This is a genomic window from Massilia endophytica, from assembly GCF_021165955.1.
In the GTDB taxonomy this organism is placed as follows: domain Bacteria; phylum Pseudomonadota; class Gammaproteobacteria; order Burkholderiales; family Burkholderiaceae_D; genus Rugamonas; species Rugamonas endophytica.
The window spans coordinates 814,301-835,930 of sequence record NZ_CP088952.1 but is presented as its reverse complement, the minus strand read 5'-3'; the positions used below and the strand labels follow the sequence as shown (position 1 = coordinate 835,930).

The window sequence follows — 21,630 nt, the reverse complement described above, 5'->3', positions numbered from 1 at the left end:
TTCAATCCCCTTCGAACTGCGGCTTTTCGCGCGCCACGAAGGCGTGATAGGCGCGGTGGAAGTCGTTGGTGGCCATGCAAATGGCCTGGGCCTGGGCCTCGGCCTCGATGGCTTCATCCACGCCCATATTCCATTCCTGCTGGAGCATCTTCTTCGTCATGCCATGCGCGAAGGTGGGGCCTTGCGCGAGGCCCCATGCGAAGCTGTGCGCGGCCTGCAGCACATCGTCCGGCGCATGCAGGCTGTTGAAGAAGCCCCAGCGCTCGCCTTCCGCGCCGGACATGGAACGGCCGGAGTACAGCAGCTCGGCCGCCCTGCCCTGGCCGATCACGCGCGGCAGGAGTGCGCAGGCGCCCATGTCGCAGCCCGCCAGGCCGACGCGCGTGAACAGGAAGGCCGTCTTGCTGCGCTCCGTGCCGAAGCGGATGTCCGACGCCAGCGCCAGCATCGAGCCCGCGCCCGCGCATACGCCGTCGATGGCCGCGACAATAGGCTGCGGACAGGCGCGCATGGCCTTCACCACGTCGCCCGTCATGCGGGTGAAGGCGAGCAGGCCAGGCATGTCCAGCTTCGTGAGCGGGCCGATGATCTCGTGCACGTCGCCGCCCGAGCAGAAGTTCTCGCCCGCGCCCGTGATAACGACGGCCTTGATATCGTCCGCCAGCGCCATTTCGCGGAACAGGTCGCGCAGCTCCGCGTACGATTCGAAGGTGAGGGGATTCTTTCGCTCCGGGCGGTTCAGCGTCAGCGTCGCTACGCCGTCATCCACCGTGAACAGGAAATGGCGCGCCATATAGCCGCCGAGGGAACTGCGGTTGCCGGGAAGGCTGTGCGCTTCGCCTTGCAGGTATTTCATGGTTTGTCCTTTGCCTCGCGGGCGTAGAGATGTTCCTTCATGCGCGACAGCAGCTCGATCAGCTGTCCCTTGTCTTCCACCGGCATGTCTTCCAGCAGCTCGGCCACCCAGCCTTCGTGCACCTGCGCCATTTCGGCGAAGGCGCGCCGTCCCGCTGGCGTGAGCTTGACGCTGTACGCGCGGCCGTCTTTGGGGTCGGGCACGCGCTGCACCAGCTTCTCCTGTTCCAGCTGGTCGGTGATGCCGGTGACGTTGCCGCCCGTGACCATCATGCGGCGCGAGAGTTCGCCCATGCGCAGCCCGTCGGGAAAACGCTCGAGCTGCGCCATCAGGTCGAAGCGCGGCAGCGTGATGCCGAATTGCGCGCGCAGCCTGCCGCGGATCTCGTTCTCGATCTTCACGGTGCAGGAGAGCATGCGCAGCCAGAGCTTGAGCGACTGGTGGTGGTCCTTCGTGAGGCGGCTCGCCAGGTCCAGCACCGGCTCCTCGCCGCCTTCTTCGGGCAGGCCGGTCAAAGGCATCACATCACCTCGCCGCCCGCAACGGCAATCGCCTGCCCGTTCATGGCCGCCGATTCGGGAAGGCACAGCCAGGCGACGGCGTTCGCCACCTCCTCCGCCTGCACCAGGCGGCGCTGCGGATTGCCCGCCGCCAGTTCGGCGCGCGCCTCGTCTTCGCTGCGGCCCGTCTTCTGCATGATGGCGGCTACGGCCTGCTGCACCATGTCGGTCTCCGTGAAGCCGGGGCATACCGCATTCACGGTCACGCCCTTCGCCGCCACCTCCAGCGCCAGTGCCCTCGTCAGGCCGACCACGCCGTGCTTGGCCGCGACATAGGCGCTCACATAGCGGTAGCCCGTCATGCCTGCGGTGGATGCGACATTCACGATGCGCCCCCAGCCCGCTTCCAGCATGCCGGGCAAAGCCGCCTGCGTGCAGTGGAAGGCGCCGGTGAGGTTCACGTCCAGCATCTGGCGCCAGTGCGCGGCGCTGGTTTTCATGAAGGGCGCGGACAGCGCCTGGCCAGCATTGTTGACGAGGATATCGATTGCACCGGAGAGCAGCGCTGCCTCGCGGAAGGCTTCATGCACGGCAGCTTCGTCCGAAACATCCACCGCCACGATTGCGACACGGTCCGGCGCGCTGGCGGCGCGCAGCGATTCGGCGGTGCGCTCCAGCCCTGCCCTGTCGCGGCCCGCTATCGTGACGCGCGCCCCTTGCGCCAGCAGGGCTTTTGCGCAGGCCGCGCCGATTCCGCGTCCGCCGCCGGTGACAAGCGCATGTTTGCCGTCGAGTGATGCCACTGCTAACCCTCCAGAAGTTTTGCCGCCACCTGTTGCGGTGTGAGGCCGCTGCTTGCGGCAGCCATCTGCCGTTCGCGTTCGAGATTGCGTTCCAGCTGCTGCTTGCCCGCCAGGTACTGCTTCGGCCAGGGCATGGCACGGTAGCCGATTTTAGCTGCTTCGGTCAGCGTCCAGGCGGGGTTCGCAAGGTGCGGCCTGCCCACTGCGCACAGGTCCGCCCGGCCTGCGGCGATGATGCCGTTCGCGTGGTCCGCTTCGAAGATGGAGCCCACGGCCATGGTGGCAATGTGCGCCTCGTTGCGCACGCGGTCTGCGAATGGCGTCTGGAACATGCGGCCGAAGACGGGCTTTTCCAGCTTGCTCACCTGGCCCGAGGAACAGTCGATGACGTCCGCGCCCGCCTGCTTGAACAGGCCTGCGATCCGCACCGCGTCGTCCGGCGTGATGCCGCCTTCCACCCAGTCGTGCGCCGAGATGCGCACGCTCATGGGCTTGTGCACCGGCCAGGCGGCGCGCATGGCTGCGAACACGCGCAGCGGGAAGCGGCAGCGGTTTTCCAGGCTGCCGCCGTATTCGTCGCCGCGCTGGTTGGTCAGCGGCGAAATGAAGGATGACAGCAGGTAGCCGTGCGCGCAGTGCAGCTCCAGCCAGTCGAAGCCTGCATGCTCGGCGGCGATGGTGGCGCGCACGAAATCGTCTTCGATGCGCTGCATGTCCGCCGCCGTTGCGCCGCGCGCCACCTGCGATACGCCAGCCAGGTATTGCTGGGGCGAGGCCGATACCAGCGGCCAGTTGCCCGTGTCGAGCGGCAGGTCGATGCCGTCCCACATGGCGCGCGTGGAACCCTTGGCGCCCGCGTGGCCGAGCTGGAGCCCGATCTTCGCGTCTGTATGCGCGTGAACGAAGTCCACGATGCGCTTCCAGGCCTGCGTGTGCTCCGGCGTGTACATGCCGGGGCAATATGGAGTGATGCGCGCGTCGGCCGATACGCAGGTCATCTCAGCCATCACCATGGCCGCGCCGCCCATGGCCCGCGCGCCAAGATGCGTAAGGTGGTAGTCGCCCACCGTGCCGTCCACGGCGCTGTACTGCGCCATCGGCGACACCACGATGCGGTTCTTCAGCAGCAGCCCCCGCACCTTGAAGGGCGTGAACATGGGCGGGATGTCCGCCTTGTCCGGCAGCGGCAGCTCTGCCTGTTCGAAAGCGCGCCGCGCGAGCCAGGCTTCGTAGTCCGCCACGTACTGCGGGTCGCGCAGGCGCAGATTCTCGTGCGAGAGGCGCTGGCTGCGCGTGAGCATGGAGTAGGCGAATTGCGGCGCCTCCATCGCCGTGTAGCGCTGCACGTTCTCGAACCACTCCATCGAGTTGCGCGCCGCGCTCTGGATCTTGAGCACTTCCACTGTGCGCACGGCCTCGTAAGCCTGCAGCGCGGCGGGAATGTCGCTGCCGTGCCGGGCGAAGCAGCGCGAGAGCTCGATGGCGTCTTCCAGCGCCAGCTTGGTTCCCGAACCGATCGAGAAATGCGCCGAGTGCGCGGCGTCGCCCATCAGCACCACGGGCACATCGCCGTTCCAGCGCACCCACTGCGCGCACACCACGCGCGGGAAGGTGATCCACATGGCCGAACCGCGCAGGTGGGCGGCATTCGACATGAGCTTGTGCCCTTCAAGCCTGTCGGCAAAGAGCTTCTCGCAGAAGGCGATGCCTTCTTCCTGGGACATGTCGGCAAGCCCCGCGGCGCGCCAGGTGCTTTCCGGCGTTTCGACGATGAAGGTGGAGGTATCGCCGTCGTACTGGTAGATGTGGGCCTGGAACCAGCCGTGAGGGGTCTCGCGGAAATCGAAGGTGAAGGCGTCGAACTTCTTCGTCGTGCCAAGCCAGACGAATCGGCATTGCCGGGCCTCCACCTGGGGCTGGTAGGTGGCGGCGTAGCGGCTGCGGATACGGCTGTTCAGCCCATCCGAGGCGATCACCAGGTCGGCCTGGTAGAAGCCCGCCAGCGCCTGGTCGTCCTCGACATTGGTCTCGAACACGAGTTCCACGCCCAGCTCTTCGCAGCGCCGCTGCAGGATATTCAGCAGCCGCTTCCGGCCGATGCCGCAGAAGCCATGGCCGCCGGAGCGCACCATGCTGCCCTTGAACCAGACGTCGATATCGTCCCAGTGGTTGAAGGACTGGAGGATGTCGCGCGCGGTCGGCTCGTCCGCGTTCACCAGGTTGCCCAGGGTCTGGTCTGAGAAGACCACGCCCCAGCCGAAGGTGTCATAGGGGCGGTTGCGCTCCACCACCACGATGCGGTGGCCGGGGTCCTGCTTCTTCATCAGCAGCGCGAAATACAGGCCTGCGGGACCGCCGCCGATACAGAGGATGTTCATGATGTCCTTATTGGGCAGAGCGCAGCTTGAAGCGCTGCAGCTTGCCGGTTTCTGTGCGCGGCAGCGCGGCAAGGAACTGCACGGCGCGCGGATACTTGTAGGGGGCGATCTGCTGCTTGACGAATTCCTGCAGCTCGGCGGCCATCTCGGGCGAAGGTGTATGGCCCGGCTTCAGCACCACGTGCGCCTCCACGATCTGTCCGCGCTCCTCGTCCGGCTTGCCCACCACGCCGCATTCTGCCACTGCGGGATGGCGCAGCAGCGCGTCCTCCACTTCGGGTCCGGCGATGTTGTAGCCGGCCGAAATGATCATGTCGTCCGTACGCGAACGGTAGATGAAATAGCCGTCCGCATCCATCTCGTAGGCGTCGCCCGTGAGGTTCCAGCCGTTGAATACATAGTCGCGCTGGCGTTCGTCCGCCAGGTAGCGGCAGCCCGTGGGGCCTTTCACGGCGAGCCTGCCGATCACGCCCGGCCCGCAAGGCTTGCCGGCCGCATCCAGAATGCACGCCTGGTAGCCCGGCACGGGCTTGCCCGTCGCGCCGGAGCGGATATCGTCATCCGCAGCCGAAATGAAGATGTGCAGCATCTCCGTGGCGCCGATGCCGTCGATCATGCGCAGGCCCGTGGCCTGCTGCCAGCTCTCGCGCGTGGCGACCGGCAGGGCCTCGCCTGCGGACACCGTCTTGCGCAGGCTGGAGAGATCGTATTTCGGCGCCAGCGCAGCCATCTGGCGGTAGAAGGTGGGCGCCGTGAAGCACACCGTTGCGCGGTAGCGCTCGATCGCCTGCAGAAGGGTTTCGGGCGTGAGCTTCTCCAGCAGCACCGTGGACGCTCCCACCCGCATCGGGAAAAGCAGCAGGCCGCCAAGGCCGAAGGTGAAGGCCAGCGGAGGCGTGCCGATGAAGAGGTCCGAAGCATCGGCCTTCAGGGTATGGCGGGGGAAGCAGTCGCAGATCGCGAGAATGTCGCGGTGGAAGTGCATGGTCCCCTTCGGCACACCCGTGGTGCCGGAGGTGAAGCTGATAAGGCAGACATCGTCCGCCGCCGTATCGCAGGCCTCGAACACGGCAGGCTGGCGCGCCATGCGCGCTTCCAGCGAATCGCGCGCCGCCTCGCCGCCGAACCAGCAAAGGTGCGCGGGTTTGTAAGCCGTGGCCTCCATCTCGCCGCGCAGGGCCGAGGCGCACAGCACGGCGTTCACTTCGGCCTTGGCGAGGATGGCGTCCAGTTCGCGCGCCCGCAGCAGGGGCATGGTCGGCACGGCGATGCACCCCGATTTCAGCACCGCCAGGATGGCGGCGGCCATCATCGGGCAGTTGGCGCCGCGCAGCAGCACGCGGTTGCCCGGCACGAGGCCCATGTCGTGCCGCAGCACATTGGCGATGCGGTCCACCTGTTCGCTCAATTCGCCGTAGGTCCAGGTTTCGCGCTCGCCGTGAATGGCGGGACGGGCGCCCATGCCTTCGGCGACCGGACGGTCCAGCAGTTCGGCGACGCAGTTCAGGCGTTCCGGATATTGCAGCTCGGGCAGCTCGAACACGAGTTCGGGCCAAAGTTCGCGCGGCGGCAGATGGTCGCGCGCGAAAGTATCGACATGCGCGCTGGCAGATGCGGCAGAGGCTCTGTTCATGGTCACCCTTCCGGTTGGGAGCATTCAGGCGGCAGGCATTTACTTTAAACTTAAAATACCTTGCGCGCAAGCGGCTCCCGCAGGGGAAGCGCGATTACTCCCCGGCTTGCGATTCCCGGACGATCTCTGTCTGCTGCCGCACGGCGCGCGCGGCTTCGGCCACGGCAGCCAGCACGGCGTCCGCCGCCAGCTGGCCTGGCAGCAGGGAGCGCAGGGCATTGGCGGCGCCGCTCAGGCCCAGGGTGGCGGCGCCGGCGTGCAGCTTCTCGAGGCGGTTCCGCGCCTCGGCCTGTCCGCCCTGCGCCAGCAGGACTTCCAGTTCGATTGCCGCCGTATTGAGCTGCTGCTGGAAGCCCGAAAGATAGGCCAGCAGGCGCTCGGCGCCGATACCCAGCCGCTCCAGCGTTGCGGCAGGCGTTTCCGCCACGTGCTGATAACTGGTGGGGGCCTTGTCCACGAAGCCGCTCAGGTGCATGCGCACATCCTCGGCCTGGAAGGGCTTCACGATATAACCCGCCGCGCCGGCGGCGCTGGCCTGCTGCACGGTGTCGCGGTCGCTGGCCGAGGAGACGAGCACGAAAGGAATCTCCTGCAGCGACGGCGTCGCCCGCACGCGCTGCAGCAGCTCCATGCCGGACAGGCGCGGCATGCGCAGGTCGCAGAAACAGATGCCGGGCCGCAGGCCCTCCTCCAGCTGGCGCCAGGCGTCCGCGCCATCCTCCGCTTCGAAGATCTCGAACGTTCCGCAGTTGTCGATCAGATGCATCAGCATCATGCGCGATACGACGTCATCGTCGATCACTAGTACCTTCATTTACATCTCCCTGCTGGCCGGGGTCACGATCCGGCTCAGCATCTGGTGCAGGCGCGGGAGCTTGTGGCGGATGGCCGGCCACAGGGCGCGGTCGGCGGCGCGCTCAAGCTCTGCGCACAGGTTGTGCAGTTCAGCTTCGTCCAGGTAGGCCGCGCTGCCTTTCATGCCGTGGAAGATACGGCCCGCCGCGTCGGCGTCCGCCGCTGCCAGGGCCGCATCCAGTTCGTCCAGCCGCGCGGGCAGGTCAGAAATGAAGGCGTCGCGCAGGCGCAGCCGCAGGGCATCGGCTGCCTCGCCCGGAGCGCGCTGCGCCTGGCGTTCCGGCAGCGCACTGGTGATCACACCGAACATGGCGTCCAGTTCCGCGATGCTCGGGCGCTGCGGCGGGCCGCGATGCGGCATGGGCTGCAGCGCTATGCCGCGCTGCAGCTGGCGTTCGATGGCGCGGCTCAGCTGGTAATGCAGGGCCGCCTCGTCGATCGGCTTGGTCAGGAAATCATCCATGCCCGCGGCGAGATAGCGGCTGCGGTCTTCCTCGCTGGCGTTGGCGGTGAGCGCGATGATCATCAGCTCCTGGTCGCGCACCGGCGCTTCCAGCGGGCCGCCGGAGCGGATCAGGCGCGTGGCCGTGGGGCCATCCATTTCCGGCATGCGGCCGTCCATCAGGATCAGGTCATAGCGCGTCTGCGCGCAGGCGGCAACGGCAACGGCGCCGTTGCCAGCGATGTCCACCTTGTGACCGAGGTCCTCCAGCATCATGCGGATGATGATCTGGTTGGTGGGGAAGTCCTCGGCGCACAGCACCTTCAGCTGGTGGCTGTGCGGCTCGCGCGGCACATGCGGCACCAGCGGCGGCGCCACGCCGTCCGGCAGAGGCAGCGTGAAGCTGAAGATGCTGCCGCTGCCCGGCTGGCTGATGGCGGTGATCTGGCCATCCATCAGGTCCACCAGCTGGCGGCAGATGGCCAGGCCGAGGCCCGTGCCGCCGTAGCGCCGCGTGGTGGTGGCGTCGGCCTGCTCGAATTTCTCGAACAGGCGCGGGAGCTCGTCGGCGGGAATGCCGATGCCGGTATCCTCCACCGTGAAGCAGATCAGGTTGCAGCCGTCGCTGCGCTTCTTGTCCGGCACGCGGCTCACGCGCAGGGTGACATGCCCGCGCTGGGTGAACTTGAAGGCGTTGCCCACCAGGTTCACCAGCACCTGCCGCAGGCGCGTGGGGTCGCCCCGCACAAAGGGTGGCAGGCCTGGGCCGAATTCCACCTTGAAGCCCACGCTGTGCGCCGCCGCCTGCTCTTCGAACAGGCTCACCACATTCTCCACCGTGGAGGCCAGGGCGAAATCGATGTTCTCGATGGTGAGCTTGCCCGCCTCGATCTTCGAGAAGTCCAGCAGGTCGTTAATGATGGACAGGAGGGACTGGGCATTGGCCTGGCCCCGTTCGATCTGCTCGCGTGTGGCAGGCTGCAGGCTTTCGTCGCGCAGCGCGAAGCCGAGCATGCCGATCACGCCTGCCAGCGGAGTGCGCATTTCATGGCTCATATTGGCCAGGAACTCGGACTTCTGGCGCGTTGCATCTTCCGCCTTCTGCTTGGCCTGGCTCAATCGCTCGTCGCGCCGTTCCAGCTCCTGCTTCTGGTGCTCCAGCATGCGGTTCTTGTCCTCGACCTCCGTGGTGCGCAGGCTGACCTGGTATTCGAGGCGCGAGCGCAAGGTGCGCTGCACCTGGGCCCTTGCACGGTAAAGGCCAAAGCCGCCGCCCAGCGCCAGCAGGCCGATGGCGGTGCGGAACCACCAGCTCTTCCAGAACGGCGGCAGGATCGTGATCTCCAGCGTGGCGGGGCTGTCCGTCCAGATGCCGTCCTTGTTCGCGGCCTTCACGCGGAAGACGTAGCGGCCCGGATCGAGATTGGTGTAGGTGGCGAAACGCTTGCCCGCGTCCGTGGCGACCCAGTCCTTGTCGAAGCCTTGCAGCTGGTAGGCGAAGCGGTTGCGCTGCGGCGCCGCGTAATGCAGGGCCGAGAACTCGAAGGAGAACACGGAGTCCGACTGGCCAAGGGTGATGGCATCCGTATATTCGATGGCGTGCTTGAGCAGCGTGCCGCCATCCGTGGCCTGGCCCGGACGCAGCGACTTGTTGAAGACCTGGAAGTCCGTGATCGCCACCGCAGGCACCATGCTGTTCTCGCGGATCTCCACCGGGTCGAAGGCGGTGATGCCGTTGAAGCCCCCGAAGTACATGGTGTTGTCCGGCGCCTCCATGGCCGAACCGTCGAAGTAGGCGCCTTCGATGGTGCCGTCCGCGCCCGTGTAGTTGCGGATGGTGCCGCCCTCCAGGTCCAGGCGCGACATGCCCGTATTGGTGGAGAGCCAGAGGTGGCCGAGCTTGTCGCCCAGGATGGCGGCGATGGAATCGTCCGAGAAGCCATCCTTGCGCAGATAGCGGCGGAAGCTCACCTCGCCCTTGCTGTCGCGCTCCATGCGGTTCAGTCCCGAGGCCGTGCCCACCCACAGCGCACCGTCGCGGCCTTCGTACAGGTAGTGCACCTCGTCGTGGCTCAGGCTCTTGGGGTCGTTCGGATTGTGGCGGTGGTGTGTGAAGCGGCCGGTCTTGCGGTCCAGCAGGTCGAGGCCATTGAAGGTACCGACCCACAGGTTGCCCTTGCTGTCCTCGAGGATCGGGCGCACGGTGTTGTCGGCCAGGCTGGCCGGATCGGCGACGTCGTGGCGGAAGCTGCGTACTGCGCCCGTACCGGGATCGATGCGGTGCAGGCCCGAGCGCGAGCCCACCCACACCATGCCGGAACGGTCGCCATACAGATAGCGCACGGTGTCCGTTTCGGGATCGCCGCGCGTAATCATCAGCTCACTGAAGCTGCGGCGCACGATGTCGAAGCGGCGCACGCCCTTGCGGTAGCCCACCCACAGCGTGCCGCCCATGCGCCACAGCGCCGTCACATGCTCGTCCGAGCCGGTGCCGCCAGGACGCACGGTGAATACCTGGTTCGCGCCCGTCATGGGATCGTAGAGATTCAGGCCTGCGTTATTCCCCACCCACAGCTTGCCGTCGCCCGCATCGACGATGGCGCGCACCTTGTTGTCGCTCAGGGAGCGCGGCTGGTCGGGATCGCGCACCAGCCGGGCGAAGCCGCCGCTGGCCAGGTCCACGCGGCTCGCGCCGTTATACCAGGTGCCTACCCACAGCGTACCGGCGCGGTCGCGGAACAGGGAGGAGACATAGTCGTCCGCCAGGCTGTGCGCATCGCTGATCTGGTGGCGGTACTGGACGAAGCGCCCTTCCCCGGCGCGCCAGCGGAACAGGCCTTCGTTGCGCATGCCCACCCAGATCACGCCGTCCGAGTCCTGGTAGGCGCTCATCACCGTGTCTGTGGCCAATCCCTCGTTGGCGCCGAGGCGCACGCGCTCAGGTTCCGTGTCCACATTGCCGCGCAGCTTCCAGCGCTCCATGCCGGCATGCGAGCCGACCCATAGGTTCTGTTCCGAATCGATCAGCAGCGTCCGCACCGCAATCGGCTGGCCGGACGGGCCGCGCACCTGGAAGTGGCGGAAGTTCGGCGCGCCGGGCGCAAGCATGTCCACGCCCTCGGGCGTGGCGATCCACAGGCGGCCCGCCTTGTCCAGCGCGAGGGAATTCACCTGGTCGCTGGCCAGCGTGTCCGAACGCGTCTTGTCGCTATGCCAGATCGTGAAGCGCCCGGTGGCGGGATCGAAGCGCTGCAGGCCGTCGGCCGTGCCGACCCACAGGCCGCCGGTGCCGTCGTCGATGATGGCGCGCACGTGGCGGTTGCCGTTGCCCCGGCTCTCGGGCTCCTTCGGCAGGTAGTGAATGAATTTGCGCGTGCGCGGATCAAAACGGTCCAGGCCATTGTCCGTGCCCACCCACATGCGGCCCTGCGGATCGAAGTGCAGGATGCGCACCCAGTTCTCGGCCAGGCTGTCCGGATCCGTCACCGAATTGCGGTAGATGACGGTGCGGTAGCCGTCGAAGCGCGACAGGCCCGCCTGGCTGCCGAACCACATGAAGCCCTGCCGGTCCTGGCCGATGGCCAGCACGGACTCCTGCGCCAGGCCGTCCTCCACGCTCAGCTGCTCGAAGCGCAGGGTGCGCGGCGGCGCGGCGGCGGCCGCCGCCATGACGGCAAGGAGGGAGGCGATCAACAGTCTGCGCACACCGTTCTCCTCACGAATTGAAGAACGCCAGCACGTCTTCGCGGCGCGCATGCGTATCGCGCTGTCCCAGGCGAATCAGCTCGCCCGTGTAGCTCGATTCGAACAGCAGATAGGAAGCCAGCGCGGCGCCGCGCGTTTCCGTGGCGCCGATCCCGGACAGCATGGCGCGCACTGGCGAAGGCAGGCTGTCCACGTGGCGCGAGGCGATATCGTCCAGCCGCTCGGAAGGCGCGATCACCAGCAGCTCCACGGGGCGCAGCGGCGTTTTCTCCAGCAGCTCCGGCGGCAGCATCGACAGCGTGCTGTTCACGCGGTTCAGGCGCTCGATGTCCACCGCCAGGCTGTCCAGGAAGATGGACGACATGGCATGGCCCGCGATCTGAGCCAGGCTGGGATAGCGCGCCGATTCGGTCGCCGCGCGCGCGGGCTCGGTAAGGCGACCGGCGCCGATCACCAGCACCTTTGTCGCGCCGAGGTGGATGGCCGGCGAAATGGGCGCCAGCTGGCGCATCGATCCGTCGCCGCAGTACTCGCGGTGACCGCCAAGGTACAGCGGCGTGGCCGGGAAGATGAAAGGAATGGCCGACGATGCCAGCAGGTGCTCGACGCCGATCTGGTCCTGCAGGGCCACGCGCTGCATGCGGATCCAGGGTGCGATATCGGCGGCGGTCTGGTAGAAAGTCAGGTGCTGGCCGCCCGTGTAGGACGACGCCGTCACGGCCAGCGCGTGCAGCAGGCCTTCCTGCAGCACGGTGTCGAGGCGCGGCAGGTCCAGCATGCGATGCAGCAGGTTCACGAGGGGCGTGTTGTCGAGCAGGGACATGGGAGGCGCCGCGCGCCATTTGCGCAGCAGCCAGCCGAAGGACAGCAGCGAGAGCCAGCGCGCGCCGGAGCGCAGCACGCCGATCGAATCGGCGCGATAGACCTGCTCGACGGTGATGTTGGTCCACACATCGAGCAGGGTTTGCACGCCCTCGCCGAAATTATCGGCGCGGCAGGCCAGCGCGGTGGCATTGATGGCCCCCGCGGAGGTGCCGCAGATAATCTGGAACGGATTGCGCGACGGCGGCCAGCCCGCTTCCCACAAGATCTCCGAGATCGCCTGGAGCACGCCGATCTGGTAGGCGGCCCGGGCGCCGCCGCCGGTCATGATCAGGCCAGTTTTCTTTTTCTGTCCCATGTCTAAAGAGTAACATGCCCTGCCGAGCCCGTGTCCACTTCTGGTGCCAGGGAAGAAAAGTGGACACGGGCTCGGCAGGACAACAGCCTAGCGCTGAGCTCGTGTCCAAAAATCTTCCCTGGCACCAGAAGTGGACACGGGCTGGGGCGTAGTGGTTTTTCTACTCGCCGCGGACGGCGCCTTCGCGGCGGGGGTCGGCGCCGCCGAACCAGAGCCATTCGCCGTTGCGCTGGATGCGCTGCAGGCCTTGCAGGCCGGAGGTCTGGTCGAACATCCGCACTTCGTGGCCGCGCGCCTTCAGCTGTTCGGCAACCGCCGGCGGGATGCGGCCCGCTTCCAGCTCCGTCGGGCCGTTCCGGCTGCCGAAGTTCGGCAGGCTGATGGCCTGCTGCACGTCGAGCTTCCAGTCGAGCGTCCCCACCAGCACCTTGGCCACGTAGTTGATGATGGCCGAGCCGCCCGGCGATCCCGTCGCCAGCACCAGCTTGCCCGTCGCCTTGTCGAAGACGAGCGTCGGCGACATGGCGCTGCGCGGCCGCTTGCCCGCCTGTACGCGGTTGGCGATGGGGCCGTCCGCGTCCTGCGATTCGAAGGAGAAGTCGGTCAGCTGGTTGTTGAGGATGAAGCCGTCCACCATCTGCCGCGAGCCGAATGCGTCTTCCACCGAGGTGGTCATGGACAGGCCGTTGCCGAAGCTGTCCACCGCCACCAGGTGCGAGGTGGAGGGACGGTCCAGCGCCTTGTCGGCGCCCCACGCGACTTGCATCTCGCTAGGCTTGCCCGCCTGCGCCTGCCCCATCGAGCGCTCGCCAATAAGGCTGGCGCGCTGCGCGAGGTAGCGCTTGTCCGTCAGCGAGGCAATGCCTTTGCCGGGCAGCGGCACGAAGTCGGTGTCGGCCACGTAGCGGTTGCGGTCCGCATAGACCAGGCGTCCGGCTTCGGAGAATAAGTGGATGGCTTCCGCATCGGGCACGCCTTTCACGGGCGGATGCGCGGCAATCGCCGTGTTTTCGAGGATGCCCAGCATCTCGGCAATGGCAATGCCGCCGGACGATGGCGGCGGCGCGCCGCATACCTTCCACTGGCGGTAGTCCGCGCACACGGGCTCGCGCTCCTTCGGCTGGTAGGCCGCGATGTCGGCCGCCGTCAGCAGGCCGGGATTGCTCGGGTGGCTGGCCACCTTCGCCGCGATGTTCTGGGCGATGCGGCCCTTGTAGAAGGCGTCCGCGCCGTTCTTCGCCACTTCGTGCAGGGTGCGCGCGAGCGCGGGATTTTTCAGGATGTGCCCCACCGGCCATGCCTTGCCTTCCGCATCGTAGAAGTAGGCGCGCGCCACAGGGTCCTTCGCCAGATAGCGGTCGTTGCTCACCAGGGCGTGCAGGCGCGGCGACACGGCGAAGCCCTCCTCCGCCAGCTTGATGGCGGGCGCGAACAGCTTGGCCCACGGCAGCTTGCCATGCTGCTTGTGCACCATCTCCATCATGCGCAGCACGCCGGGCGCGCCGGTGGAGCGTCCGCCCACCAGGCCTTCCATGCGCGGCATGGGTTTGCCGTCCGCCGTCTGGAACAGCTTTTCGGTGGCCGCCGACGGGGCCGTTTCGCGCCCGTCGAAGGACTGCACGCGTTTGCCGTCGAAGTACATGATGAAGGCGCCGCCGCCGATGCCCGAGGACTGGGGTTCGACAAGGGTCAGCACCAGCTGCGTCGCAACGGCGGCGTCGATGGCGCTGCCGCCGCGCTTGAGCATCTGGTAGCCCGCGTCCGAAGCCAGGGGATTGGCCGCCGCCACCATGTATTTGCGGGCGGTGACGCCAGCCTTCTCGGCATAGCCGGTGGCGATTTCGGGTGCACGCTGCAGCGTTTCCTGGGCATGCAGGGAGGGAATGGCGGCAGCGCACAGCAGCGCCGCGCCGAAAGCGAGGGATTTCAGCTGGATCATGGACTCTCCGGAAAAACAAAGCGCGCGGCCGGAGCCGCGCGCCTGCGACGCTAGAATCCTACCTTATTTCGGCTGCATGCGGATGGCGCCGTCGAGGCGGATGGTTTCGCCGTTCAGCATCACGTTCTCGATGATGGCCTTGGCCAGGTGGGCGTATTCGTCCGGCTTGCCCAGGCGCGGCGGGAACGGAACCATCTTGCCCAGCGCGTCCTGCACTTCGGCCGGCATGCCGAGCAGCATGGGGGTTTCGAAGATGCCGGGCGCAATGGTCATCACGCGGATGCCGCTGCGCGACAGGTCGCGCGCCATCGGCAGCGTCATGCCTGCCACGGCGGCCTTGGAGGCGGCGTAGGCGGCCTGGCCGATCTGGCCGTCGAAGGCCGCAACGGAGGCGGTATTGATGATGACACCGCGCTCGCCGTGCTCCGCGGCTTCCGTCTTGCCCATGGCGTCAGCGGCCAGGCGGCACATGTTGAAGGTGCCCACCAGGTTGATGTCGATGGTGCGCTGGAAGTTCTGCAGCGGGTGCGGGCCGTCCTTGCCCACGGTCTTGATGGCGGGCGCCACGCCCGCGCAGTTGACCAGGCCACGCAGGGTGCCCATGCCGGTGGCCTTGGCCACCACGGCCTGCGCGTCCGCTTCCGAGGTCACGTCGCATTTCACGAAGGCGCCGCCCAGTTCCGCTGCGAGCTTTTCGCCCGCTTCGGCCTGCACGTCCGCCAGCACGACCTTGCCGCCTGCGGCAGCGATCATGCGCGCGCTGGCCGCCCCCAGGCCCGATGCGCCGCCGGTGATGATGAATACATTGTCCTTGATTTGCATGGCCGTCCCCTCTGTTCGATTGGTCTGGATGACGTTTACGTAAACGTCAAGTGGCCGTATTGTAGCGGATCAGAAGCACTGAACCAAGCCGGAAGACGAGGTGACGCATTGCCGTCCGCTGGGGCTCACGGTGACGCCGGGGCCGCCGCCGTAGAACGTGCCGGTGGCGGCATCGCGGCAGCCGCCCGCTCCGCACAGGGCGGGCATGGGGGCGGAAGGCCCCGGCGGCGGCGCGGCAAAGGCGCCCGGAGCGGGGTTGCTGGACAGGGAAGGCGGCGTTGCCGTCGCCGGAGGGCGCGGCGTAAGCACCAGGGGCAGCACCGGCCCCTCCTGCGTGTGCGGCATGGGCTGGGGTACAGCCATGCGCGCCACCGGCTCCACAGCCTGGGGCACGGGCCGGCGCGGCATGGGCCGTTTAGGCGCCGCCGTGCGGCATGGCTCGACGGCGAGCTTGCGCCCATCCGGCGTCAGCTTGCAGACCGGGAGCCGGGCGTACGCCTCGATGCTTGCCTTGTCCGGCGCGCCCTGCCCCGCCGCCGCGAGCGGCAGCATGGCAAGGGACAGCGGCAGGAACAGGGAGCGTTTCATGCGGTCCATGATACGCCCGCCCCTGCCCGCCCGCCGCACCATTGCTCAGGCCATGAAGCCCAGGTTGCGCAGGCTGTAGTTGACGATATTGGGGAAGGCGTCGGCGATCTCCGTGGCCGAAAGGCCGAACCACGTTGCCAGGGTCGCGCCGTACTGCTCCACCGAGATGGTCGGCAGCAGCGCGCCGTAGCCCACATCGTTGGCATGGCCCACGCCCACAACAGGGAAGGTGCCGTAGATGTTCTTGCCCTTCACCGCGCCGCCCACCACGAAATGGTGGGAACCCCAGCCATGGTCCGTGCCGTCGCCGTTGCTGACCAGGGTGCGGCCGAAGTCGGATGCGGTAAACAATGTGACCTGGTTGCGCATGTTCACGCCCATCAGGTTCCCCATGATGCTGTCCCAGTACGCCATGGCATGCGCCAGCTTGGCCATATTGTCCGCCTGGAGCGAGCGCTGGCCGTCGTGCGTGTCGCAGCCGGGCAGCGTCACATAGAAGACTTGGCGGCGCAGGCCCAGCGTGCCGCGCGCGGCGATGACGCGCGCCACTGTCTGCAGCTGCTTGGCCAGCGGGTTGACGGAGGCGACGCCGTTGTTGGGATTGATGTACCAGCTCGGCTCCGGAACGCCGCCCGCGCCAGCAGGCACCATGGCGGCGCTGAGCGCGGACTGGGAGCCGATGGCGCGGTTGGTCAGCGCCTTGTGGTCCTGTTCCAGCGCGTTGGCGCTGTTGCCGGTAACGATGGCGCGCAGCGGGTTGACGGTGCTGCCGAACAGCGTGCCGCTCAGGCCACGGATCGGCACCGCGCCGGCCGAATTGACCTGGTACTGGCGCACGATCTTCCCGGCCACGAAGACGGCGTTGCCGGAGGCGGAGACGCAGGTGAAGTTGGCATTCGCATTGCCCGAGGCGATCAGGTCGCCCATGCGCCCTCCCCAGCCGAAGGTGGAACCCTCGGGGCGGCCGGACTGCCAGGTGGACTGCTGGTCGTTGTGCGAGAAGAGCTTGGGCGGCAGCGGCACGGAGCCGGCCTTGTACTGCGCCAGGGTGGTCGGTTGCACCAGCGTGCCCACGTTGGACACGATGGCGGCGCGGCCGCTGTCGAAGAGGGTTTTCATCGCGCCCAGCTGCGGGTGCAGGGCGAAGCTGCGGCCCGCCTGCGGCGTGTTCGGCGCAATCGGCAGCACGCTGCCCGCCGCCAGGGCGATGCTGTCCGTTTCCACGGAATAGCGCAGCTTCTGGTAGTTGTTCCAGGACGTGGAATCCGTGGCCAGCACGGTGTTGTAGTGGTCATTGCCGCCTACCATGAAGAGGCAGACCAGGGCCTTGTAGCCCGTGAGGTCGGCCGCCGCGGCATTGCTCATGGCAGCCAGGTTCATCGCGAAAGGCGCCGCGGAGCTGCCGGCCATGGCGGCCAGGGAACCGAGGAAGCGGCGGCGGGAAAACTGTTGATCGCTCATTCAATCACCTTATTTCGACACGAGGTATTCAGGCGAGGCCATGGCGAGGAAGATCGCCAGGTACACGCGGTTCATCTTTGCCTGCAGCACGAGGTTGGCATTGGTGGCGCCATTGGGCACGGGCTGCGGCACGGCAGTGACGGCGGCCAGGATCTGGCTGCGCAAGGTGGACGACATCATGCCGTTCAGCACCAGCAGGTTGATGCGGTCCACCAGCGCGCCGGGATTGAGCGCCAGCGTCAGCTCCGTGGGATAGGTGGCCTTGATGTCCCAGTTGCGGCCCACGCCCTTCGGCACCAGGTCCTGCAGGAAGTTCACGTAGCCCGTCACCGAAGGCTCGGAGGCGATCTGCATCTCGGGCGCCACCAGGCCCGCGCCAGCCACGCTGCCGCCAGGGGGCACGTAGTTCGGGCGGTAGAAGTTGAACACGGACGGCGAATGCAGCGGCGTCTGCCCCAGGCCCGTCAGAGGATCGTCCAGGTTTGCCAGCAGGTAGCGGCCGGAGGTCGACTTGGCGTCGAAGGCGCGCATCCAGTTCGCCAGGCGCACGATGGGTTCGCGCAGGCGCCCGCTGCTTGCGCTTGGCGTGGCGGGACGCGCTTCCGGGTCCAGCAGCACGGCGGCCAGCACGGACTTCATGTCGCCGCGCACACCGCGCCCGTCGTTGTTGAAGGCGGCAGCCACGCGCGCCACGTAGGCCGGGCTCGGGTTGCTCGTCACCAGGCGCTGTATCAGCTGCTTGCCGATGAAGGGGCCCACGTTCGGGTGGTTGAACAGGGTGTCGAGGGCGATCTTCAGGTCGCCCTCGCCCGTGCCGCCCGCCGGAATCGTCACGCCCAGGAAGCTCTTGCTCGACGTGGAGTGGTAGGTGGGGTACATCTGCAGCGGCATGAAGTCGCGGTAGGCGTAGCTGCGGTCGTTGCCGAAGAAGCGGTTCAGCGACTTGTCCGGGCCTGCCCAGCTCCAGCCCGTGAACACCTTGGCCAGGCCTGCCACGTCGTCGTGGTCATAGGTTTCCACCGGCCTGCCGTTGACCAGCTTCTGCGTGCCGTCCTGGTTCAACTGGTACAGGCCAATCGTCATCAGTTGCATGATCTCTCGGGCGAAGTTCTCGTCCGGCACGCGCGTGGCGCTCTCCTTCTGGTTGTGCATATAGGAGAGATACAGCGCCATCATGGGATGCTTCGCTACCGCATCCAGCAGGTTGCGGAAGTTGCCGAAGGCGTGCTGGCCCAGGGTGTCGTAGTAGCTCGCCACGCCGCGCGGGAAGTTGTAGACCTGGCTGTCCTGCAACGACACCACGAAGATCTGCGAGAGCTCGAACACCACACGCTGACGCAGCTGGTCCTCGCCGGTCACGGCCTGCTTCCAGAAGGACTCGTACACATTGTCGATGGTGGCACGGCCGGTGCTCGCCGCCACGGCGTCGATGTAATAGCGGTGCAGGGTCGGCGCCTTGTAGAACTGCGCATCCAGCCAGCCATTCGGCCCGCCCGCCATGACGGCATTGATGCTGTCCGTCGTAGGTCCGAAGCTGGCCTGGGCCAGGAAGCGCGCCGCCTGCGAAGCGGTAGTGGCCCAGCGCGTGGAGCTGGCCGTGTAACTGGGATCGGTGGTCGGCAGGGTCGCCGAACCGCCACTCACCATGGTCGTCGCCGCGAGGCGGAGCGGGCCGGCCGTCTGCGCCGCCGCGCTGTCCTGGGCGCTGCCCATGTCTGCGGTGTCGCTGTTGCTGCCTGCGCCGCAGGCGGAAAGAAGTGCGGCCACCAGTGCCGGAATCAGGAATCGTCGTAGTTTGGTTTGCATTTGTCTGTTGGGTTAGCAATTGACGAGCGGAATTTTAGGAACAGAAACCCGATTGGGGTGTGGAAACGCACCTTTGCAAGTCACAATATTGAATTATTTGAATTTTTTTAGCCGACGATGAACGCAAAAAGCGCGAAAATACAGGAACCTTCCAAGAAGAAAGTGACCTTAATCATTTAACATTTGGAAATAATTTTGATTTGTTGCGGATTAGCTGCAAATACTGAGACTGTTCGCGAATCGATCGGGCCGATTGATTCCGAATACGAATGGGAAGGGGCGGAAAAAAGCCCGCGCCGGACGGCGCGGGCTGATGGATGAAGCTTATTGTGCGGGTTTTGCGTCCGCTACCGCCGCAGGCGCCGCAGCGGCCACGGGTGCGGTCACCTTCTGCTCCACAGCGACGGCAGGGGCACCGGTCTTCGCCTGCATCGGCCCCATCATCGTCACCGACAGCCAGCCGGAAGCTGGCAGCAGCGGCACCAGCAGGAGCGCCACGATGTTGATGATCTTGATGAGGGGGTTGACGGCGGGACCGGCGGTGTCCTTATAAGGATCGCCCACGGTGTCGCCGGTGACGGCCGCCTTGTGCGCTTCCGACCCTTTGCCGCCATGGTTGCCGTCCTCGATATACTTCTTGGCATTGTCCCAGGCGCCGCCGCCCGTGGTCATTGAAATGGCCACGAACAGGCCGGTGATGATGGTCCCCATCAGCATGCCGCCCAGGGCCGCGGGGCCCAGCAGCATGCCCACCAGGATGGGCACCACCACCGGCAGCAGCGAAGGCACGATCATTTCCTTGATGGCCGAAGCGGTCAGCATGTCCACCGCCTTGTCGTACTGCGGCTTGCCGCTGCCGTCCATGATGCCCTTGATGTCGCGGAACTGGCGGCGCACTTCCACCACCACCGCGCCCGCCGCGCGGCCCACCGCTTCCATCGCCATGGCGCCGAAGAGATAGGGAATCAGGCCGCCGATGAAGAGGCCTACGATCACCATGGGGTTGGAGAGGTCGAAGGTCATGCTCTTGCCCACCGATTCCAGCGCGTGGGTGTAGTCCGCGAACAGCACCAGCGCAGCCAGGCCTGCGGAGCCGATGGCGTAGCCCTTGGTCACGGCCTTGGTGGTATTGCCCACGGCGTCCAGCGGATCGGTGATGGCGCGCACGGAGTCGGGCATGCCGGACATTTCGGCGATACCGCCCGCGTTGTCGGTGATCGGCCCGTACGCGTCCAGCGCTACCACGATGCCAGCCATCGAGAGCATCGAAGTCGCGGCAATGGCAATGCCATAGAGGCCGCCCAGCTTGTAGGACACCAGGATGGCGATGCACACTGCCAGCACTGGCCAGGCGGTCGACTTCATCGATACGCCAAGGCCCGCGATGATGTTCGTGCCATGGCCGGTGGTGGACGCCTCGGCAATGTGGCGCACGGGCTTGAAGTCGGTGCCGGTGTAGAACTCGGTGATATAGACCATGAGGCCCGTGAGCACGATGCCCACCACGGTCACGCCCAGCATCTTATAGCGCATCACGTCGTCGGGCCAGATCATCCAGGTCACGACCACGAAGCCGATCAGCGAAAGCCCTGCGGACCACCACAGCCCCGTGTACAGCGCGGACATGATCTTCTTGCCCGGCTTGGCCTTCACCATCGAGCAGCCGATGATGGAGCCGATGATGGACACGGCGCCCAGCAGTAGCGGGTACAGGATGGCCTGGTTCGGCGCATCGACGATCATCAACGCGCCCAGGAGCATGGTGGCGATCAGGGTCACCACATAGGTCTCGAACAGGTCGGCCGCCATGCCGGCGCAGTCTCCCACGTTGTCGCCCACGTTATCGGCGATCACGGCGGGGTTGCGCGGGTCGTCCTCGGGAATGCCCGCCTCCACCTTGCCCACCAGGTCGGCGCCCACGTCAGCGCCCTTGGTGAAGATGCCGCCGCCAAGGCGCGCGAAGATGGAGATGAGCGATGCGCCGAAGGCCAGGCCGATGAGCGGCTTGATCACGTCATGCGGCGTGAGGCCGCTGCCGCCGCCAAGGCTTGTGAGCACCATGTAGAAGCCTGCCACGCCCAGCAGGCCCAGGCCCACCACCAGCATGCCGGTGATGGCGCCGCCCTTGAAGGCGACGTTGAGCGCATCGTTCATGCTGCGCGACGCCGCCTGCGCGGTGCGCACATTGGCCCGCACCGAGACGTTCATGCCAATGAAGCCGCAGGCGCCGGAAAGCACCGCGCCGATCAGAAAGCCCAGCGCGGTCTGGAGCCCGAGCAGGAAGAAGATGGCAACCAGGAGAACGACACCCACGATGCCGATAGTGCGGTACTGCCTTGCGAGATACGCGCTTGCTCCCTGCTGGATCGCCGAGGCGATCTCCTGCATCCGCGGATTGCCCGCGTCCTGGCGCAGGATCCAGCTGCGCGACCATAGGCCATACACCACGGCGATCACCCCGCAGGCGATCGTAAACCACAAACTTTCTGCCATAAATGTCCCCTCTGTTTTTTGAATCAAGCTACAAAACGAACTTCAGAAAACCGCCGGCCCTTGTGGGGCTGGCGACCAACCAATGCTGCGTACTGCAAAACCTTGATACGGCGAGGGGCAGGCTCATAGGGGACAGACCTCAGGGGGTCTGTCCCCGAAACCCCAGTCC

14 protein-coding genes are annotated in these 21,630 nt (G+C 66.6%); all 14 read right to left on the bottom strand.

The features are described 5' to 3' along the window. Nucleotide 1: 1 nt before the first annotated feature. Complete coding sequence (locus LSQ66_RS03830) at nucleotides 2-856, bottom strand: enoyl-CoA hydratase family protein (protein ID WP_231768492.1); 855 nt, start codon at nucleotides 854-856, stop codon at nucleotides 2-4. Beyond that, entirely contained in the window at nucleotides 853-1,377 is a 525-nt protein-coding gene (locus tag LSQ66_RS03825) for a MarR family winged helix-turn-helix transcriptional regulator (RefSeq protein WP_231768491.1), read from the bottom strand. Before LSQ66_RS03825 ends, LSQ66_RS03830 begins: the two co-directional genes overlap by 4 nt. Next, complete coding sequence (locus LSQ66_RS03820) at nucleotides 1,377-2,159, bottom strand: SDR family NAD(P)-dependent oxidoreductase (RefSeq protein ID WP_231768490.1); 783 nt, start codon at nucleotides 2,157-2,159, stop codon at nucleotides 1,377-1,379. Before LSQ66_RS03820 ends, LSQ66_RS03825 begins: the two co-directional genes overlap by 1 nt. 2 nt (nucleotides 2,160-2,161) lie before the next feature. Beyond that, nucleotides 2,162-4,537 carry a bifunctional salicylyl-CoA 5-hydroxylase/oxidoreductase gene (locus LSQ66_RS03815; RefSeq protein ID WP_231768489.1) on the bottom strand — a complete coding sequence of 792 codons (2,376 nt, stop codon included), beginning with the start codon at nucleotides 4,535-4,537 and terminating at the stop codon, nucleotides 2,162-2,164. Between the two features lie 7 nt (nucleotides 4,538-4,544). Further along, nucleotides 4,545-6,170 (bottom strand): benzoate-CoA ligase family protein, encoded by a 1,626-nt coding sequence (locus LSQ66_RS03810; protein ID WP_231768488.1) that lies wholly within the window; start codon nucleotides 6,168-6,170, stop codon nucleotides 4,545-4,547. A gap of 94 nt (nucleotides 6,171-6,264) precedes the next feature. Next, nucleotides 6,265-6,984 carry a response regulator gene (locus LSQ66_RS03805; protein ID WP_231768487.1) on the bottom strand — a complete coding sequence of 240 codons (720 nt, stop codon included), beginning with the start codon at nucleotides 6,982-6,984 and terminating at the stop codon, nucleotides 6,265-6,267. Continuing rightward, a complete protein-coding gene (locus LSQ66_RS03800) occupies nucleotides 6,985-11,172 on the bottom strand; it encodes a hybrid sensor histidine kinase/response regulator (protein WP_231768486.1) in 4,188 nt (1,395 codons plus the stop codon). A gap of 10 nt (nucleotides 11,173-11,182) precedes the next feature. Continuing rightward, the gene (locus LSQ66_RS03795) at nucleotides 11,183-12,352 is read right to left on the bottom strand and encodes a patatin-like phospholipase family protein (RefSeq protein ID WP_231768485.1); all 1,170 of its coding nucleotides are present in this window, start codon (nucleotides 12,350-12,352) and stop codon (nucleotides 11,183-11,185) included. Nucleotides 12,353-12,512: 160 nt separating this feature from the next. Next, nucleotides 12,513-14,291 (bottom strand): gamma-glutamyltransferase, encoded by a 1,779-nt coding sequence (ggt, locus tag LSQ66_RS03790; protein WP_231768484.1) that lies wholly within the window; start codon nucleotides 14,289-14,291, stop codon nucleotides 12,513-12,515. A gap of 63 nt (nucleotides 14,292-14,354) precedes the next feature. Beyond that, nucleotides 14,355-15,113 carry an SDR family NAD(P)-dependent oxidoreductase gene (locus LSQ66_RS03785; protein ID WP_231768483.1) on the bottom strand — a complete coding sequence of 253 codons (759 nt, stop codon included), beginning with the start codon at nucleotides 15,111-15,113 and terminating at the stop codon, nucleotides 14,355-14,357. Between the two features lie 69 nt (nucleotides 15,114-15,182). After that, nucleotides 15,183-15,710, bottom strand: a complete 528-nt coding sequence (locus tag LSQ66_RS03780) for a hypothetical protein (protein ID WP_231770201.1) — start codon at nucleotides 15,708-15,710, stop codon at nucleotides 15,183-15,185. Between the two features lie 36 nt (nucleotides 15,711-15,746). Further along, nucleotides 15,747-17,162 carry a DUF1501 domain-containing protein gene (locus LSQ66_RS03775; RefSeq protein ID WP_231768482.1) on the bottom strand — a complete coding sequence of 472 codons (1,416 nt, stop codon included), beginning with the start codon at nucleotides 17,160-17,162 and terminating at the stop codon, nucleotides 15,747-15,749. A gap of 9 nt (nucleotides 17,163-17,171) precedes the next feature. Further along, a complete protein-coding gene (locus tag LSQ66_RS03770) occupies nucleotides 17,172-18,968 on the bottom strand; it encodes a DUF1800 domain-containing protein (protein ID WP_231768481.1) in 1,797 nt (598 codons plus the stop codon). Nucleotides 18,969-19,292: 324 nt separating this feature from the next. After that, on the bottom strand, nucleotides 19,293-21,461 hold the full coding sequence (locus LSQ66_RS03765; RefSeq protein ID WP_231768480.1) for a sodium-translocating pyrophosphatase: 2,169 nt from the start codon (nucleotides 21,459-21,461) through the stop codon (nucleotides 19,293-19,295). Nucleotides 21,462-21,630: the final 169 nt, after the last annotated feature.

Bases quoted from the DNA above. Each gene is read 5' to 3' on its own strand.
- LSQ66_RS03830 (WP_231768492.1), bottom strand. From the start codon at position 856: ATGAAATACCTGCAAGGCGAAGCGCACAGCCTTCCCGGCAACCGCAGT.
- LSQ66_RS03825 (WP_231768491.1), bottom strand. From the start codon at position 1,377: ATGCCTTTGACCGGCCTGCCCGAAGAAGGCGGCGAGGAGCCGGTGCTG.
- LSQ66_RS03815 (WP_231768489.1), bottom strand. From the start codon at position 4,537: ATGAACATCCTCTGTATCGGCGGCGGTCCCGCAGGCCTGTATTTCGCG.
- LSQ66_RS03810 (WP_231768488.1), bottom strand. From the start codon at position 6,170: ATGAACAGAGCCTCTGCCGCATCTGCCAGCGCGCATGTCGATACTTTC.
- LSQ66_RS03805 (WP_231768487.1), bottom strand. From the start codon at position 6,984: ATGAAGGTACTAGTGATCGACGATGACGTCGTATCGCGCATGATGCTG.
- LSQ66_RS03795 (WP_231768485.1), bottom strand. From the start codon at position 12,352: ATGGGACAGAAAAAGAAAACTGGCCTGATCATGACCGGCGGCGGCGCC.
- ggt (WP_231768484.1), bottom strand. From the start codon at position 14,291: ATGATCCAGCTGAAATCCCTCGCTTTCGGCGCGGCGCTGCTGTGCGCT.
- LSQ66_RS03785 (WP_231768483.1), bottom strand. From the start codon at position 15,113: ATGCAAATCAAGGACAATGTATTCATCATCACCGGCGGCGCATCGGGC.
- LSQ66_RS03780 (WP_231770201.1), bottom strand. From the start codon at position 15,710: ATGGACCGCATGAAACGCTCCCTGTTCCTGCCGCTGTCCCTTGCCATG.
- LSQ66_RS03775 (WP_231768482.1), bottom strand. From the start codon at position 17,162: ATGAGCGATCAACAGTTTTCCCGCCGCCGCTTCCTCGGTTCCCTGGCC.
- LSQ66_RS03770 (WP_231768481.1), bottom strand. From the start codon at position 18,968: ATGCAAACCAAACTACGACGATTCCTGATTCCGGCACTGGTGGCCGCA.
- LSQ66_RS03765 (WP_231768480.1), bottom strand. From the start codon at position 21,461: ATGGCAGAAAGTTTGTGGTTTACGATCGCCTGCGGGGTGATCGCCGTG.